The sequence below is a fragment of the Nocardia grenadensis genome (genome assembly GCF_050942415.1).
Lineage (GTDB): Bacteria > Actinomycetota > Actinomycetes > Mycobacteriales > Mycobacteriaceae > Nocardia > Nocardia grenadensis.
Genome location: NZ_CP192054.1, coordinates 382692 through 400295, shown reverse-complemented (window position 1 = coordinate 400295; position 17604 = coordinate 382692). Strand labels below are relative to the sequence as shown.

14 protein-coding genes and 1 pseudogene are annotated in these 17604 nt (G+C 68.7%); 8 read left to right on the top strand and 7 right to left on the bottom strand.

The annotated features are described in order from the left end of the window. Positions 1–19 precede the first annotated feature (19 nt). Positions 20–2200, bottom strand: a complete 2181-nt coding sequence (locus ACQPYS_RS01810) for an acyl-CoA dehydrogenase family protein (RefSeq protein WP_433491528.1) — start codon at positions 2198–2200, stop codon at positions 20–22. 140 nt (positions 2201–2340) lie between these two features. On the opposite strand from ACQPYS_RS01810, the gene kstR reads away from it, so the two are divergent. The 7 genes and pseudogenes from kstR to ACQPYS_RS01775 all read left to right on the top strand — a co-directional run bounded on the left by kstR (position 2341) and on the right by ACQPYS_RS01775 (position 11584). Then, a complete protein-coding gene (gene kstR, locus ACQPYS_RS01805) occupies positions 2341–2985 on the top strand; it encodes a cholesterol catabolism transcriptional regulator KstR (protein ID WP_063035360.1) in 645 nt (214 codons plus the stop codon). Positions 2986–3283: 298 nt separating this feature from the next. Then, positions 3284–5836, top strand: a complete 2553-nt coding sequence (gene otsB, locus ACQPYS_RS01800) for a trehalose-phosphatase (protein WP_063035358.1) — start codon at positions 3284–3286, stop codon at positions 5834–5836. A gap of 201 nt (positions 5837–6037) precedes the next feature. Then, positions 6038–6928 (top strand): metal ABC transporter solute-binding protein, Zn/Mn family, encoded by an 891-nt coding sequence (locus ACQPYS_RS01795; RefSeq protein ID WP_063035357.1) that lies wholly within the window; start codon positions 6038–6040, stop codon positions 6926–6928. A 27-nt stretch (positions 6929–6955) separates the two neighbouring features. Beyond that, positions 6956–7930 carry a metal ABC transporter ATP-binding protein gene (locus tag ACQPYS_RS01790; RefSeq protein WP_433491527.1) on the top strand — a complete coding sequence of 325 codons (975 nt, stop codon included), beginning with the start codon at positions 6956–6958 and terminating at the stop codon, positions 7928–7930. Beyond that, positions 7931–8797, top strand: a complete 867-nt coding sequence (locus ACQPYS_RS01785; protein WP_433491526.1) for a metal ABC transporter permease — start codon at positions 7931–7933, stop codon at positions 8795–8797. A gap of 81 nt (positions 8798–8878) precedes the next feature. Continuing rightward, positions 8879–10048, top strand: a complete 1170-nt coding sequence (locus tag ACQPYS_RS01780) for an acyl-CoA dehydrogenase family protein (protein WP_433491525.1) — start codon at positions 8879–8881, stop codon at positions 10046–10048. Positions 10049–10773: 725 nt separating this feature from the next. Next, a pseudogene (locus ACQPYS_RS01775) lies at positions 10774–11584 on the top strand (enoyl-CoA hydratase/isomerase family protein). 6 nt (positions 11585–11590) lie between these two features. Here ACQPYS_RS01775 and ACQPYS_RS01770 read toward each other — a convergent pair. From ACQPYS_RS01770 to carD, 6 genes are all read right to left on the bottom strand, one after another. Continuing rightward, positions 11591–11866, bottom strand: coding sequence for a DUF4190 domain-containing protein (locus ACQPYS_RS01770; protein WP_030524119.1), 276 nt, complete (start codon positions 11864–11866; stop codon positions 11591–11593). A 159-nt stretch (positions 11867–12025) separates the two neighbouring features. Then, positions 12026–12994: a 23S rRNA (guanosine(2251)-2'-O)-methyltransferase RlmB gene (rlmB, locus tag ACQPYS_RS01765; protein WP_063035354.1), complete on the bottom strand. Its 969-nt coding sequence runs from the start codon at positions 12992–12994 to the stop codon at positions 12026–12028. After that, positions 12994–14400 carry a cysteine--tRNA ligase gene (gene cysS / locus ACQPYS_RS01760; RefSeq protein ID WP_433491524.1) on the bottom strand — a complete coding sequence of 469 codons (1407 nt, stop codon included), beginning with the start codon at positions 14398–14400 and terminating at the stop codon, positions 12994–12996. Before cysS ends, rlmB begins: the two co-directional genes overlap by 1 nt. 235 nt (positions 14401–14635) lie before the next feature. Further along, positions 14636–15148 (bottom strand): 2-C-methyl-D-erythritol 2,4-cyclodiphosphate synthase, encoded by a 513-nt coding sequence (ispF, locus tag ACQPYS_RS01755; protein WP_063035353.1) that lies wholly within the window; start codon positions 15146–15148, stop codon positions 14636–14638. A 2-nt stretch (positions 15149–15150) separates the two neighbouring features. Continuing rightward, positions 15151–15864: a 2-C-methyl-D-erythritol 4-phosphate cytidylyltransferase gene (ispD, locus tag ACQPYS_RS01750; RefSeq protein WP_433491523.1), complete on the bottom strand. Its 714-nt coding sequence runs from the start codon at positions 15862–15864 to the stop codon at positions 15151–15153. A 2-nt stretch (positions 15865–15866) separates the two neighbouring features. Further along, positions 15867–16355: an RNA polymerase-binding transcription factor CarD gene (carD, locus tag ACQPYS_RS01745; protein WP_011206964.1), complete on the bottom strand. Its 489-nt coding sequence runs from the start codon at positions 16353–16355 to the stop codon at positions 15867–15869. A gap of 481 nt (positions 16356–16836) precedes the next feature. Between carD and ACQPYS_RS01740 the strand changes: the two genes are divergently transcribed. Continuing rightward, positions 16837–17472, top strand: coding sequence for a hypothetical protein (locus tag ACQPYS_RS01740; protein ID WP_245664464.1), 636 nt, complete (start codon positions 16837–16839; stop codon positions 17470–17472). Positions 17473–17604: the final 132 nt, after the last annotated feature.

The following is a 17604-nucleotide window of genomic DNA, read 5'->3' as shown; positions in this document are numbered from 1 at the left end:
CTCCAGTCGTTGCACTGTGTTAGCCGGCCGCGTCGCGGGGTAGTCCGAGAATCCGCTCGGCTGCCACGGTCAACAGGATCTGCTCGGTGCCCCCCGCGATCGACAGGCAGCGGGTGAGCAGGAATTCCGACGTGTCCTCGGTGACCCGCGCCCCGGCCGGGCCGGCCACCTCGACGGCGAACTCGGCGACCGCCTGCCGGTGCCGCACGCCCACGAGTTTGCGCACACTGCTCTGCGCGCCGGGGTCGGCCCCGGCCAGGATCCGGACCGCCGCGCGCTGTTCCAGCAACAGCCCGGCGATGGCGTCGGCGACGAAACCGCCCAGCCGGTCGTTCAGCAGCTCCGATCCGCGTCCGGTCGCCGGAAGTTTGGCGATCAGCTCCTCGAGTGCCGGTCCGATCCCGTTACCGCTCATGGCGACCCGTTCGGCCGACAGCGTGGAACGGGCGATCTTCCAGCCGTTGCCCAGCGCGCCGACCACGCAGTCGTCGGGAACGAAGACCCCGTCCAGGAAGACCTCGCTGAACCGGGCCTCACCGGTGATCTGCACCAGCGGCCTGATATCGATCCCGGCACTGCGCATATCGACCAGGAAATAGCTGATGCCCTTGTGCTTGGGCGCGCTCACGTCGGTGCGCGCCAGGCAGATGGCCCAATTCGCTTCCTTGGCCAGCGAAGTCCACACCTTCTGGCCGCCCAGCACCCAGCCGCCCTCGGTGCGTTCGGCGGTGGTGCGCAGGGCGGCCAGATCCGAACCGGCCCCCGGTTCGCTGAACAGCTGGCACCACACCACTTCACCGTGCAGGGTCGGCCAGGCGAACCGTTCGATCTGTTCGGGGGTGCCGTGCTGCAGCAGGGTCGGGATCGCCCAGCCGCCGATGGTGAGGTCGGGAACGGTCAGCCCGGCCCGGCGCAGCTCCTCCGAGATCACCAATCCGGTCATCGGGTCGGCACCGCGACCGTAGGGCTGCGGCCAGTGCGGCATGATCAGCCCCGCGTCGGCCAGTGCTCCGCGCTGCTGCGGGGCCGGCAGCGCGGCGATCCGCGCGACCTCGGCGGCGAGTTCGTCGGTGGCCACCTCGGTTTCGGTCTCACCGCCGGCCAGCGCCGCATCGGCGAAGACCCGGTCGGCACCGGTGGTGCGGCGTTTACCGCCCCGGGTCAGCTCGGTGACGCGGGCCCGCCAGTGCGACGCGCCGCCCAGCAGCTGGCGCAGCGCGGTCGCCCGACGCAGGTACAGGTGGGCGTCGTGTTCCCAGGTGAAGCCGATCCCGCCGAGTACCTGGATGCAGTCCTTCGCGGTCTCCACGGCGGCATCCAGGCTGATGGCGGCGGCGATCGCGGCCGCGATCGGTAGTTCGGCGCCGCCGGAATCCACCGCGGCGGCCGCGTCGGCGGCCACCGACCGGATGAGTTCGGTGCGGCACAGCATCCACGCGCAGATATGTTTGATCGCCTGGAACGACCCGATCTGCCGCCCGAACTGCTCGCGAACCTTCGCGTAGTCGACCGCTGTCGTCAGGCACCAGCCGGTCACGCCGGCGAGCTCGGCCACGACCAGCGCCACCAGCAGGTCTTCCACCGCGTAGCCGGGGGTGAACACCGCGTCCGGTTCGACCTGGACCTCGGTGCAGCGGACCCGGGCCAGCGGCGTGGTCAGGTCGAGCGGTTCCAGGGCCTCGAGCTGCAGTCCGGGGGTATCCGGGCCGAGCAGGCACCAGCGCCGGCCGTCCGCGGTGTCCACCGGCAGCAGCACCGCGGTCCCGGGCGCGGCGCCGAGCACCGATTCCCAGCTACCGCTGAGCGTTCCGGCAGCGTCGAAGACCGGTACCGTCCGGCCGGCTTCGGGCGCGGTCTCGTCCCCGGCGACCGTGTCCAGCGCGATCCCGCAGGGCTGCTCCTCCGGCAGCCACCCGGCGGTCACCAGCCCGGCGACCGCGGTGGTCAGCAGCGGGCCGCCGACCATGTCGTGTGCTGCCTGTTCGATGAATACGGCCAGATCGGAGACCGATCCGCCCGCGCCGCCCGCCTCCTCGGCCACCGCCACCCGGAAGATTCCGAGATCGGTCAGCGTTACCCAATATGTACGCCAGAAGTCGGTCGCGTCGGCCCGCATTGTTGCAATCGGTTGGGCCGCCGCTGCCCACCCGCTCATCGACTGCTGAACGGCTTTATGCTCGTCAGTGGTGGCGATGGTCACAGTCCATACCGCCTTTCCGGCGTGACTCCCACACCTAGAACATGTTCTAATATCCACGGTGGGCGGAAGTCAAGAGAAGCGCCTACCGCATTGCCGCACGCGCTGACGTCCGCGACACGTCACGGAAAGGAAGTCCCCCCATGGCCAGCCCCTCCCGTTCCCAGCCCGGCGATCCGGGTGCGGCGACAGCCGCCCCCGTCACCACGCTGCGGGAGGACGAACTGAGCTCGGCCGCGCAGCGGGAACGCCGCAAGCGGATCCTGGACGCCACCCTCGCGCTCGCCTCCAAGGGCGGCTACGACGCGGTGCAGATGCGCGCGGTCGCCGAACGCGCCGATGTCGCGGTCGGCACCCTGTACCGGTATTTCCCCTCCAAGGTGCACCTGCTGGTTTCGGCACTGGCCCGGGAGTTCGAGCAGTTCGAGGGCAAACGCAAACCGCTGGCGGGTCAGTCGCCACAGGAGCGGATGCATGTACTGCTCTCCCAGATCACCCGGATGATGCAGCGCGACCCACTACTCACCGAGGCCATGACCCGCGCGTTCATGTTCGCCGACGCCTCGGCCGCCGCCGAGGTGGACCGGGTCGGCAAGGTCATGGACCGGGTCTTCGCCCGGGCCATGAACGACGGCGAACCCACCGATCGCCAGCTCGCCATCGCCCGGGTCATCAGCGATGTGTGGCTTTCGAACCTGGTCGCCTGGCTCACCCGCCGCGCCTCCGCGACCGATGTCTCCGAACGGCTCGAACTGACCGTGGATCTCCTACTCGGTCAACGCTCCTGAGGCCTGCGCCACCGCGTCCGCCGACCGGGCGGCCGACTGCTCGTCGACCCGGTGGGACGTGGGGGTGATCAGGCGTTCGCTGCGGTGTCGCGCGAGCCGGAAAACCTCGCAATCCACCACCGGCGCCGGTGAGCTCGGCCCGCGGATTCCGCGCCGGCCGCCACCGGGCGCGCCTCCGCTCGCACGTCGAGCCGGGGGCACCCGCCCACACTTCCCGCCGAATCGGATCAGCGGACGTGACACAGTATTGTCATGCGCGCCCCCTCTTAACGAAAACTCCGATCAATAGGTTGGATGTGTGAGCGCACAGGATCTGCCACTGGAACTCCGCCGAGCGCTGTCGACGGTCGCACGCGTCCCTCGACTGCTCGTCGCATCGGACTACGACGGGACACTCGCTCCCATTGTCTCCGATCCGGCCAAGGCGTACCCGCACGGGGAATCCGTGCGGGCATTACGCGCGCTGGCCGGGCTGTCCGGCACCACGGCCGCGGTCATATCCGGCAGAGCGCTGCGTGACCTCGCCGCCCTCTCCCGGCTACCGGTCGAAGTGCAACTGATCGGCAGCCACGGCTCGGAATTCGACGTGGGTTTCGTACACGCCATCGACAGTGACGCCAGGCAGTTGCTACGGGAAGTGGTGACCGCCCTCAACAAGATCGCCGCTGACCATCCGGGCGTCACGGTGGAGACCAAACCCGCCAGCGTCGCGCTACATGTGCGCAACGCCACCCCCGAGATCGGCCGCCGCGCCCTCGGCCAGGCCCGCCAGGGTCCGGCCTGCTGGGTCGGTGTGCAGGTCACCGAGGGTAAGGCCGTGATCGAACTGGCTGTGGTGCCGACCGACAAGGGTTCGGCCCTCAGCACGGTCCGCCACCAGGAAAGCGCCTCGGCGGCGGTGTTCTTCGGCGACGACGTCACCGATGAGAAAGCGTTCCGCGCGCTGAGCGGACCCGATATCGGTATCAAGGTCGGCGAGGGCGAATCGCTGGCCAAATACCGGGTCGACAGCACCGAAGCGGTCTCGCACGCGCTGGCATTCCTGCTCGAGGAACGCCGCACCTGGCTGGCCGGCGCCAGCGCGCCCCGGATCGAACGGCTGACCATGATGGCCAGTCCGCGTTCGGTCGCCCTGGTCACCCCCGACGCCACCGTCACCTGGTTCTGCCACCCGGAACCGGATTCGGCCGCCGTCTTCGCCCATCTGCTGGGCGGTATGGACGCCGGGCACTTCTCCATCACCCCGCAGCGACCGGGCCTGCCGCTGTCCCAGCGGTACGTCGACGGCACCATGACCGTCGAGACCCGCTGGGCGAAACTGCAGGTCACCGACTATCTTCCGCATGACGTGGACCCCGACCGCACCGATCTCACCCGGGTGATCACCGGTACTGCTCCCGCTGAGATCAGCTTCGCCCCGCGTCCGGAGTTCGGCCAGGTTCCGGTGTCCATCCAGGTGGAAACCGACGGCCTGCGGGTCTGGGGCACCAACGATCCGGTCGTACTGCGCGCCCCCGGGGTGCAGTGGCAGATCCACAGCGACGGCGCACACGATACGGCCACCGCGATCGTGGACCCGTCCGACAGTCCCATCGTCCTGGAACTGCGTTGCGGCACACACGATCTCACCCCCGCCGCCACCGGGGAGGGCGAACGGCGGCGGATCGCCGAACTGTACTGGAAGGAATGGGCGGCGACCCTGGACCTGCCCGCCCTCAAACCCGATCTGATGAAACGGTCCGCGCTCACCCTGCGCGGGCTGGTGCACGCCCCGTCCGGATCGATCCTGGCCGCGGCCACCACCTCGCTGCCGGAGGATATCGGCGGCGTTCGCAACTGGGACTACCGCTACTGCTGGCTGCGCGATGCCGCGCTGACCGCCAGCGCGCTGGTCTCGCTGGGTTCCCTGGGTGAGGCAGAACAGTATCTGGAATGGGTGCACCGGGTGCTGGAGACCCTGCCCGGCCCCGAACGCCTGCACCCGCTGTACACCATCTACGGCGAAACCCTGCCGCCGGAGGCCGTGATCGATCAGCTGCCCGGCTACGCCGGATCCCGGCCGGTGCGGGTCGGCAACGCGGCCAATATGCAGGTCCAGCTGGACGTCTTCGGCCCGATCGTGGACCTCATCACCAGCCTGGCCCACGCCCGGGAGAAGCAGGGCACCACCGATCCGCGCAAGGTACTGCCCGACGCCGACTGGGAACTCGTGCACGCCATGGTCTCGGCGGTGCAGCGCCGCTGGACCGAACCCGACCACGGCATCTGGGAGATCCGCGGCAACCCCCGCCACCACGTCTACTCGAAGGTGATGGGCTGGCTCACGATCGACCGGGCGCTGACCCTGGCGGAGAAGTTCGACCGGACCGTCGACAGCGACTGGGCGCCGCTGCGCGAAACCATCGCCGCGGAGGTCAAGGCCAAGGGCTGGAACGACGAAGTGCAGTCCTACACCGCCGCCTACGACGGCACCGATCTCGACGCGGCGACCCTGCACATCGGACTCAGCGGCCTGATCGATCCCACCGACCCGCGGTTCGCCGCGACGGTGGTGGCCACCGAGGCCGAACTGCGTAGTGGATCCACGGTGTACCGCTACCACCACGACGACGGTCTGCCCGGCGGCGAGGGCGGGTTCCACCTGTGCGCCGCCTGGCTGGTGGAGGCCTACCTGCTGATCGGCAAACGGTCCGACGCCGAAGCGCTGTTCGCGCAGCTGGTGGATGTGGCCGGACCCACCGGGCTGCTCAGCGAGGAGTACGACCCGGTCGCCGAACGGTCCCTGGGCAACCATCCCCAGGCATACAGCCACCTGGGCCTGCTGCGTTGCGCGCAGTTGCTCGGGAAATAGAGTCGGCCGCTCGGTGAGCGAGGACGGCGGGCCGCGGAGCGCCCGCCGTCCCAGCGCTTTCCGGCGGGTGGATCGGCGCCCGCGGCCCGGAATGACCGCGCGCCGGGAACTGTTGGAACTGGGCGGTCGGTTCAGAGCTCCTCACCAGGGCTGCTAAAGTAAAACGGAAACGATTTCCATTAACCCTGGTAGGTACTTGCCGTGTCACCTCACTATGCCCGTAGCGCTCTGATCATCGCCGTGGGGGTGGCGACGACCGCGGCGCTCACCGCCTGCGGCGGGGCCGGCTCCGATTCCGGTAAACCGTCGGTAATCGCCTCGACCAATGTCTGGGCCGATATCGCGAGCACCGTCGCGGGACCCGATGCCGACGTCTCCGCCATCATTTCCGACCCCACCGCCGATCCGCATTCGCACGAAACCTCGGCATCGGAATCCGCGCAACTCAGCGATGCCGATCTGGTCGTGTACAACGGCGGCCACTACGACGAGTTCATCGCGAAGGCGATCGAGGGCCGCGACAAGCGCACCGTCGAGGCGGTCGCGGCCCGGGACGAGGCGATCCGGGACGATTCGAACGAGCACGTCTGGTACGACATGGAAACCGTCGCGCTGGTCGCCGGACAGATCGGCGAACAACTCGCCGAGATCGATCCCGCGCACGCCCAGGACTACACCGACCGGGCGGCGCAGCTCGCCGACCGGCTGGAACAGGTCGGCGCGAGCACCGACGCGATCGCCGCCGATCACCCCGGCACCCCGGTCCTGCAAACCGAACCGCTGGCGTACTACCTGCTCCAGGATGCCGGTACCGTCGACCGGACGCCCCGGGACTACCAGGAGGCGATCGAGCAGGAAACCGATCCGTCGCCCGCGGCGGTCGCCGCCACCCGTGACCTGATCACCGGCAAGCAGGTCGCGGTCCTGGTCTACAACGTGCAGACCGAGGACAAGGTGGGCCGGGAGCTGCGCGATGCCGCCGTCACCGCCGGCATCCCGGTGGTGGAGGTGACCGAAACCCTGCCGTCCGGAACGGATTTCGTAACGTGGCAGACGCAGAACGCCCAGGCGCTCGCCGACGCCATCGGCTGACGGCACCCGAGGAACGGATGGATCGATATGAGCAGCGATATCGCCTCGACAGCGCACCGTGCCACGACGGCCGGTGACGGCAGTGTCGCGGCCGAGCGCTTCGACGACTCCGCTCGGCCCGCGCCAGAGCCCGCCGTACGGCTCGAAGCGGCCACACTGGCATTCGGCGACCGCGTCCTGTGGCGGGAACTGGACCTCAGCATCGCCCGGGGCGAGTTCATCGCCGTGCTCGGACCCAACGGCTCCGGAAAGACGTCGCTGCTCCGGGTGCTGCTCGGCCAACTGGCCCTGAGCTCGGGCAGCGCCCGGATCGCCGGTGCCGCGCCGCGCGCCGGCCACCCGGATATCGGTTACATACCGCAGCAGCGAACCATCGACGCGGGCGTGCAGTTACGCGGTGTCGACCTGGTCGGTCTCGGCGTGGACGGCCACCGCTGGGGGCTGGGTCTGCGGGCACGCGCCGAGCGCCGGCGCAAGGTCGCCGCCGCGATCGCCGATGTCGGTGCGGAGAGGTTCGCCGAGGCCCCGCTGGAGAGCATGTCCGGCGGCGAACAGCAGCGGTTGCGGGTGGCGCAGGCACTGGTCGGCGATCCCTCGGTGCTGCTCTGCGACGAACCACTGCTGAGCCTCGACCTGGCCAGCCAACAGCTGGTCTCCGGGCTGATCGACGCCCGCCGCCGCCACCACGGCACATCGGTGCTTTTCGTCACCCACGAGATCAACCCGATCCTGCCGCTGGTGGACCGCGTCCTCTACCTGGTCGGCGGGAAGTTCCGGATCGGCACCCCGGACGAGGTCATGACCTCCGCGGTGCTCTCCGAGCTCTACCAGACCGAGGTCGATGTGCTGCGCGTCCGGGGCAGGCTGGTCGTGGTCGGCACCGGCGACACCATGGACGCCCTCGGCACGGCCGGCGCGCACTGTCACGGGGAGCCGGGGACCCCGCACGCCGGTGACCCCCTGGCCGAACTCCCCCAGCGAGCGGGACAGGCGAACGGATAGATGGACAAGCTCTCCGAGATGCTGGGCGAGATCTTCGATATCCAGACCACCGCGCACCTGCTCGGCTACGACTTCGTACAGCAGGCCGTGGTCGCGGCGGCCCTGCTCGGGCTGCTCGCCGGGGTGATCGGCCCGCTGATCATCAGCCGGCAGATGTCGTTCGCGGTACACGGCACCAGCGAGCTCTCGCTGACCGGTGCGGCCGCCGCGCTGCTGGTGGGCGCGGGCGTCGGGCTCGGGGCGATCGCCGGGTCGGTGGTGGCGGCCGTGCTGTTCGGGGTGCTCGGCACCCGGGCCAGAGAGCGCGATTCGGTGATCGCGGTGGTGCTGTCATTCGGCCTCGGCCTGTCGGTGCTTTTCCTGTGGCTCGGTCCCGAACGCGCGGGATCGAAATTCTCGCTGCTGACCGGACAGGTGGTGAGCGTAGGTTTCGGTGGCCTGACGCTGCTGGCCACCTGCACCGCCGCGGTGCTCGCCGTACTGGCCGTGGTGTACCGGCCGCTGCTGTTCGCCAGCACCGATCCCGAGGTCGCGGTGGCCCGGGGTGTGCCGGTGCAGGCGCTGTCCATCCTGTTCGCGGTGATGCTCGGGATCACGGCGGCTTTCGGTGTCCAGATCGTCGGTGCCCTGCTGGTGCTCGCACTGCTCATCACCCCGGCGGCCGCAGCGGCACAGCTCACCGCCGACCCGGTGCGGGCCACCGTACTGGCGGTCGTCTTCGCCGAGATCTCCGCGGTGGGCGGCATCCTGCTGTCGCTGGCGCCGGGGGCGCCGGTCTCCACCTTCGTCACCACGATCTCGTTCGTGATCTACCTGGTCTGCCGGGTGATCGGGGTGCGGCAACGACAGGTCGCCCGGGTCCGCTGAGTAGCTGCGGGCAGGTGCCTTCAGTCCGGGTGGCAAAGTTTCGTATGCTCGTCCTTCAACGCCCCGGACGAAGGTGACCACATGATCGACTTCACGATTCCCGCCGAGCTCGCCACCGAACGTGACCGGGTCCGCGCATTCGTCGCAGACAAGATCGTGCCCTACGAGCGCGACCCACGGCTCACCTCGCACGGCCCCACCGACGAACTCCGCCAGGAACTCGTGGAACTCGCCCGCGCCGAGAACCTGCTGACCATCCAGGCCCCCACCGCGCTCGGCGGCCGCGGCCTCACCCACGTGGAACAGGCCGTACTCTACGAAGCCGCCGGCTGGTCGACCCTGGGCCCGATCGCCATGAACTGCGCCGCTCCCGACGAGGGCAATATGTTCCTGCTCTCCAAGATCGCGAACCCGGAACAGACCGAGCGCTACCTCCGGCCGGTCATCGACGGCCACCAGCGCTCGGTGTTCGCCATGACCGAACCCGACGGCGCCGGCTCCGACCCCGGCCAGCTCGCCACCACCGCCACCTTCGACGGCGAGATTTTCGTCATCGAGGGCCGGAAATGGCTGATCACCGGCGCCAACGGCGCAAAAACCTGGATCATCATGGCGCTGCTCGGCGACAACCCCCACCTACCCGCCGGCCCCACCCTCTTCCTCACCGACGGCGACCGGCCGGGCATCGTCATCGAACGCACCATGAACACCATGGACCGCAACTATGTGGCCGGGCACTGTGTGGTCCGCTTCGACAACCTCACCCTCCCGAAATCAGCACTGCTCGGCGAGGCGGGCCAAGCCCTGCGCTACGCCCAGCTGCGCCTGGCCCCCGCCCGCCTCACCCACTGCATGCGCTGGCTCGGCGCCGCCGAACGCGCCCAGAGCATCGCCATCGACCACGCCAAAACCCGTACCGCCTTCGGCAAGACCCTCGGCGAACACCAGGGCGTCTCGTTCATGATCGCCGACAACGAGATCGCGCTGCATCAGTGCCGGCTGACCATCTGGCACACCTGCTGGCTCATGGACCAGGGCGAGAAGGCCCGCCACGAGAGCTCGATGGCCAAATCATTCGTCTCCGAGGAACTGTTCAAGGTCGCCGACCGCTGCGTCCAGATCCTGGGCGGTATCGGCGTCAGCGACGAGACGGTGGTCGAGATGATCTTCCGCGATATGCGCCCCTTCCGCCTCTACGACGGGCCCACCGAGGTCCACAAATACGCCATCGGCCGCAAAGTTCTGCGGTAATTGCTGTGTTTATTGGCGGCGCCTTCGGCGCCGCGGGGTCGAGGCCCCCGAAGGTCCCGCCGTTCAGGCCTCGAGACTCGCGGCTTCGCCGCATGCGCTTCGAGGCCTGAACGGCGGGACGGGCCTCGACCCTTTCAGGGCCTCCTAAGACTCGGCACCGAGCAGGCGCTGCTATTCGTGGAAGCGATCAGATGCCAGGTCGGCCGGGCGGTCGAGTCGGCATCCGACACGGACATCGGGTACCGACGTAACCCACGTGCGTCGAGTTTTACGAGACACCTCGAAGGGTTGCCGCCCGTCTCGCCCCTTGGCCGAAGGTGTTCAACGGTCGCTCTCTATGGACGGCCCACCGCACATCGCATGAGCCGAAGACTCGAGTCTCGAGGCCGAAACGGCGAGACCAAGGGGGCCTCGACCCCGCGCGCGCCAGCGCGCCGAAAACACAGCACCTTCACGAGCAGGCCCACGTCCCCACTTTCGCGAGCAGGCCCACGTCCCCCGCCTTCGCGAATCAGCCCACAGCCTCAACCGGCGCGCCAAAACACAGCACCTCAACCAAACAAACCCACGTCCCCCGCCTTCGCGAATCAATCCACATCTTCAACCGGCGCGCCGAAACACAGCCACTCCGCCGGCAAACCCACATCCCCCGCCTCCCCGAACCGGCCTACATCCCCAACCCCCGCGCGCGCCCCGGCGCCATAAACCCAGCTACCATCCGAGCCATGAGTTCGGAATTGCTCGTCGATGTCTCAGCGGGCATCGCCGTCCTCACGTTGAATCGGCCGGCGAAACAGAACGCGTTCAACCCTGCCATGACCGAGGCCCTGGGGGCCGCGTTGAAACGGTGTGACAGCGAGGACGCCATCCGAGTCGTGGTGATCACCGGTACCCCGCCCGCTTTCTGTGCGGGCGCCGACCTGTCGGACCGGGTGGGCGAGGTGAGCGCGAGTATCGATCCGCCGCCGTTCCGGGTGCGTAAACCGGTGATCGCGGCGGTCAACGGGCACGCGGTGGGTGCCGGGCTGGCGCTGGCGCTGCAGTGCGATCTGCGCTACATGGCCGACGACGCGGTCTACGCGCTGAGCCAGGTCCGGCGCGGGGTCCTCGCGGACGGCTACGCGCACTGGACGCTGCCACGGCTGGCCGGGCTGGCCAATGCCGCCGATATCCTGCTCACCGGCCGTACCTTCGACGGGGCGGAGGCCCCGGGCCATGGGTTTGGCCAATGCGTGCCTGCCCGCGGCGGAGGTGGTGCCGACGGCGATGGCGGTGGCGCACGATATCGCGGGCGGTTCGGCCCCGTTGAGCGCCGCGCTGTCCAAGCGGCTGCTGTGGGAGGGTGTCGGACTCGAACCCGATGTGGTGGCGCGGCTCGAAGCCGAGCTGAACGAGCACATCGCCGACGGCCGGGATGCCGGGGAGGCGATGGCGGCCTTCCGGGAGCGCCGCCAGCCCTCGTGGTCCGGCTCGATCAATGACGAATGGCCGAGCTGGGCGCGCACGAAATGGTCCGGGCAGCAGAGCCTGGACTGACGTCGCTCAGCCCCCGCCGAGCAGCACTACCAGGAACAGCACCGCCATCACGACCATGAGTATGGTGCCGATGACGCCCAGGATGAATCCGACGACGACCTGCGTGTGGCCACCGTATGCGCCGCCGGACTCCTCGATCTGATCGAGTGCGCGCTTACCCATCGCCCAGGCCACCGGCCCGGTCAGCCCGCAACACAGCACGCTGAGCGCACCGAGGAACAGCACCGCTGTCGCGTGCGGGTGCTCTACCGGCTTACCGATGGGCGCGTTGGGTATCACCACATGACGAATTCTACGGTGCGGTGCCGGATTTGCGGTCCGGGCACGGCGGATTCACTCCCGAACCGGCCGCTGACCGCACCCCGACACGCTCGATCGCCGCGCCGCCGCCGCGGTTCGCCGGGCCGTGGGCCGGGCGGGCGGGACGCCGTGCTCGATCGGTCAGGCGCGGCGCTGCCGGGCGGTTTCGGCCAGCACAACGCCCGCGGCGACGGAGGCGTTGAGCGATTCCACCGGGCCCGCCATCGGGATGCTCAGGACCGCATCACAGGTCTCCCGGACCAGCCGCGACAGTCCCTTACCTTCCGATCCGACGACGATCACCGTGGGGGCGGTGGCGTCGAAATCGTCGAGGGACAGATCGCCGCCGGCGTCCAGGCCCACGATCTGGACACCGGTAGCGGCCCAATCCTTCAGCGTGCGGGTGAGATTGGTGGCACGGGCGACCGGGAGCCTGGCAGCGGCGCCGGCGCTGGTCCGCCACGCGACCGCGGTGACGCTGGCACTGCGCCGCTGCGGGATCACCACCCCATGCCCGCCGAAAGCCGCGACCGAGCGAACGACGGCGCCGAGGTTGCGCGGATCGGAGATATTGTCCAGCGCCACCAGCAGTGCCGGCTCGGCGGATTCCTTGGCCCGGTTCAGCAGATCGTCCGGGTGGGCGTACCGATAGGGCGGCACCTGCAGCGCCACGCCCTGGTGCAGGCCGTTGGAGCTCATCCGGTCGAGATCAGTACGCGGCACCTCGAGTATGGAGATCCCGGTATCGGCCGCGAGGCGGACACTCTCGGTGAGCCGCTCGTCGTTCTCGGTACCCACCGCTACGTACAGCGCGCTGGCCGGAACCCCGGCCCGCAGACACTCCACCACAGGATTGCGGCCCAGCACCAGCTCGGGACCGTCCTCGCTCCGCCTACCGGCGGGGCGCCCGCGGCCGGGCGGATTGTTCTGCGCGGCCTTGGCCTTCGCCGCCGACCGCCGCGCCGCCGGATGCTTCGTGCGCTGTTCGGCCGGTGGTGTCGGCCCGCGGCCCTCCAGCCCGCGACGCCGCTTGCCCCCGGACCCCACCACGGCTCCCTTCTTGGTGCCGCCTTTACGGATCGCCCCGCGACGTTGTGAATTGCCGGCCATCAGCCCGCCTTTCCAGGGGTAGGTGCGCCCAGCGACCATTCGGCACCGTTGGGTGTATCGGTTACTTCGATTCCGGCCGCCTGCAGCCGATCGCGGACCGCGTCGGCGGTCGCCCAGTCTTTGGCGGCCCGGGCCTGCTGCCGCCGTTCGAGTTCGGCACCCACCAGCACATCCAGGGCGGCGTCGGCGGCCGAATGGTCGGCGGCGGCGTGCCAGTGCGGGTCGAGGGGGTCCACGCCCAGGACATCGAGCATGGCCCGGATCTGACCGGCGTGTTCCCGGGCGGTGTCGAGCACGCCCGCGTCCAGCGCGCGGTTGCCTTCGTGCACGCCGTGATGGATCTCGGCGAGCGCCTTCGGCACCCCGAGATCGTCGTCGAGCGCGGCGGCGAATCCGTCGGTCCATTTGCCCATCGGGATATCCCCGCCGCGTTCGGCCACCCGCTGTATGAACGCCTCGATCCGCTGATAGGACTGGGCGGCATCGTGCAGCGCCTTGTCCGAATATTCCAGCATCGACCGGTAGTGCGCACTGCCCAGGTAGAAGCGCAATTCCACTGCGCGCACCGATTTCAGCACATTCGGAATGGACACCACATTGCCGAGCGATTTCGCCATCTTCTCGCCACCCATGGTGACCCAGCCGTTGTGCAACCAGTACCGGGCGAAACCGTGCCCGGCCGCCTTGGACTGCGCGATTTCGTTCTCGTGGTGCGGGAAGACCAGGTCCATTCCACCGCAATGGATATCGAATTCCGGCCCCAGATAGAACTCGGCCATGGCCGAGCATTCCAGATGCCAGCCTGGACGGCCCGGGCCCCAAGGTGACGGCCAGGTCGGCTCTCCCGGTTTGGCGGCTTTCCACAGCGTGAAATCACGGGGATCGCGTTTACCGAGGCCGGCGCTTTCGCCCTGATGCACATCTTCGAGCCGGTGCCCGGACAGATGCCCGTAATCCGGGTAGCTCCGGACATCGAAATACACATTGCCTTCGGAGGCGTAGGCGTGCCCCCGGTCGATCAGCCGCTGCATCAAATCGACCATCTGGGTTATGTGGCCGGTCGCGCGCGGTTCGGCGGACGGCGGCAGCACACCGAGTTGCCGATAGGCCTGATCGAAGGCGCGTTCGTGCGTCGCCGCCCATTCCCACCAGGGTCGGCCGGCCGCGGCCGCCTTGGTGAGGATCTTGTCCTCGATATCGGTCACGTTGCGGATGAACGCCACATCCGAGCCGTTGGCCGCAAGCCACCGGCGCAGAATGTCGAAGGCGACCCCGCTACGCACATGACCGATATGGGGTAGCCCCTGTACGGTCGCCCCACACAGGTACACCGAGGCGTGGCCGGGTACCAGCGGCGTGAAATCACGCAGGGTCCGTTTCTCGGTGTCGAACAGGCGCAGCGTCACGGCAGTCGATCCTAGTTTCGTGTATGGATTGCACTCGAATTTGGTGCAGGGGGATATGGGCAGGGTAGCGGTGCGGCCGGGTGTTCCGGCAGTCGGCTCGGCCGCGCGTGCGAACTTCGGTATTCCACAGGGGCACGGTCGGCGGTTGGCGCGGTGAGCGCTTCACCGGCTCGAACCGATCACCGGTCCGGGCCCGGCGACGGGCCACAGGACTGTGCGGGCGACCTCGCGGGCCCTATGCCGGTCGCACCTCGCGACCGTCTCCGGGCTGTCCACTCGGCCGCTCCGGACAGTGCAGCAGCGCGGTGGCGACCGCGGCGATCCCCTCACCCCGGCCGGTGAGGCCCAGGCCGTCACTGGTCGTGCCGGAGACCGATACGGGCGCGTCCAGCAGATCACCCAGTACCTGCTGGGCCTCGGCACGACGCGGACCGATCCGCGGCCGGTTACCGATCACCTGGACGGCGGCGTTGACGACCTCGTATCCGGCGTTGTCGAGCAGCCGCCGGACTTCCTTCAGCATGGCGGCCCCGGACACCCCGGCCCATTCCGGCCGGCCGGTACCGAAGACCGACCCCACGTCTCCCAGGCCCGCCGCGGCCAACAGGGCGTCACAGAGGGCGTGCGCGGCGACGTCACCGTCGGAATGTCCGGCGCAACCGTCCTCGCCGGCGAACAGCAAACCGGCCATCCAGCAGGGACGACCCGGTTCGATCGGATGTACATCGGTGCCGATCCCCACTCGCATGTTCAGCACGGCGTCACCACCGGGTACGCAGTGCGCAGGGATTCGGCCAAACGCAGATCGAAGGGGGTGGTGATCTTGAATGCCAGCGGATCGCCGGCGACGGTACGCACCTCGACGCCCAGCCGCTCCACCAGGCCGGCGTCATCGGTCGCCGAGCCCGCGTCGGCGTACGCGGCGCGTAATGCCCGCGCGGCGAATCCCTGCGGGGTCTGGATGGCCCGTAACGCGCCACGGTCCGGTGTACCGGTGACATTCCCGCCGGAATCGACGGTTTTCACGGTGTCGACCACCGGCAGTGCGGGCACGACAGCGGCATGACCGGCACGCAGCTCGTCCACCACCCGGGCGATCAGCGCGGGCGGCGTGAGCGCGCGGGCCGCGTCGTGCACCAGGAAGAACGCCGCATCACCGGCAGCGGCGAGACCGGCACGTACCGAATCGGTGCGCTCGGCGCCGCCGACCACGATCCGCACCGGCGCATCGGAGGGTAGGAGAGCTGCCGTCCGGTCGACGTGTTCGGCGGGCACCATCACAATGATCTCGTCGACGACCGCGGCAGCCACCAGCCCGTTCACAGCCAGTGTGAGCATGGGTGTGCCGCCGATCGGGACGAACGCTTTGGGTTCATCTGCACCCAAGCGCACGCCACGACCGGCGGCAGGAACCAGTGCTGTGACGGGACCGGCGTCACGGCCGGGACCGTCTGTTTTGTGCACGATCAGGAAGCCGCGGCGAGAACCTCGTCGAGAAGCGTCTCGGCCTTGCCGTCATCGGTGCCCTCGGCGAGCGCGAGCTCCCCGACGAGGATCTGCCGAGCCTTGGCCAGCATCCGCTTCTCGCCCGCGGACAGGCCACGATCCTGTTCCCGACGCCACAGGTCACGAACGACCTCGGCCACCTTGTTCACATCGCCGGAAGCGAGCTTCTCGAGGTTGGCCTTGTAACGGCGGGACCAATTGGTGGGCTCTTCCGTATGTGGCGCACGCAGCACCTGAAAAACCCGATCCAGACCTTCCTGGCCCACGACATCGCGGACGCCGACATATTCCGCGTTTTCCGCGGGAACCCGAACAGTGAGGTCACCCTGTGCGACCTTCAGGACCAGATACTCTTTCTGCTCACCCTTGATGGTGCGGGTCTCGATAGCTTCGATCAAAGCCGCCCCATGATGGGGATAAACGACGGTATCTCCGACCTTAAAAATCATGTGTCCCGTGCCCCTTTCGATGTTCACAGTTTAACACGCGACTCGATAACGGCGCGATCAACTGCGCAGGTCAGGGCCACAACGACCAGGTACTGGGGCTTGACAGGACGAGTTTGGTGTGCATCACGTTGTGCCCGAACGAGTGTCGGGCACGGGCCCTCCGAGGGCATATGAAAACCCACTCCGCGCGGTCACGCAAGTGGGTCGCGGAGGCCCGATCGTTACCGGTCAGCGCGACGTCCCGGGATCTACACGACACCCGGTCGGCGCACCGGCCCCCGACGCGCACCGGAGCGCTGCCGAGACTACGATCCGCGACCCGCCGGACACACCATGACGTGCGACAAATCACACAACACACGGCACGTAATCCCCCCTGACGCCGCCCGGTGCTCCCCGGCCCCGAACCCAACTACTACAGTGCCTAGTTGGAGTGCGCCCACTCGGACATGGAGGACAACCCGTGACTGCCCTGACTGCTGTGACTGCCGCTGGCCCGGTCCCGACCCGGCGGCGCCGCATGGTTGCGGCCGCCGCGCTCGCCGCCGGTGCGGCGCTCATCCTGTCCGGCTGCAGCGCCGGTCAGATCTCCCAGACCGCCGTACAGGTCGCCGCCATCAACGGCAACACGGCCAACGCCGGCGATATCGCCCTGCGCAATGTGCACATCGTGTTCCCCGGCAGCGCCACCACCACCCACACCGCCGGCGGCAAGGCCGCGCTCGCGCTGTCGATCGTGAACACCGGCGCGGTCGGCGCAGACGAACTCACCAGCGTCACCACCGACCTCGGGACCGTCCAGATCACCCCGGGTAAAGGCGGCAAACTCGAGATCGCCCCCTCCGAGACGATCGTGGTCTCCACCCCGCAGGCCGGCGTGGAAACCCACACCGGCGACGAAACGATCAAAACCGAAGGCGGCGAGACCACACCGGCCCGCATCGAGATCACCGGCCTCACCAAGGACATCATCCCGGGCCTCGCATACGACGTCACGTTCAACTTCAAGAACAACGGGAACGTCCTGGTCCAGGTGCCGGTCGACGCCGGCGTAGAAGCGCCCCGGCACGAATCGGAACTCTCCAAGAGCACCACGGGCTCGGCAGGCGGGCACTGAGCTTTCCCTGAGCCGATGCCGGCCTCCCGGTGCCGGAACCCACAGCTTCCGGCACCGACCGAATCGAGGAGGCTCGCTCCACAGGGCGGGCCCGATTAGCGAAGGTGGAGGTGTGGGCCTGCTCGCGAAGGT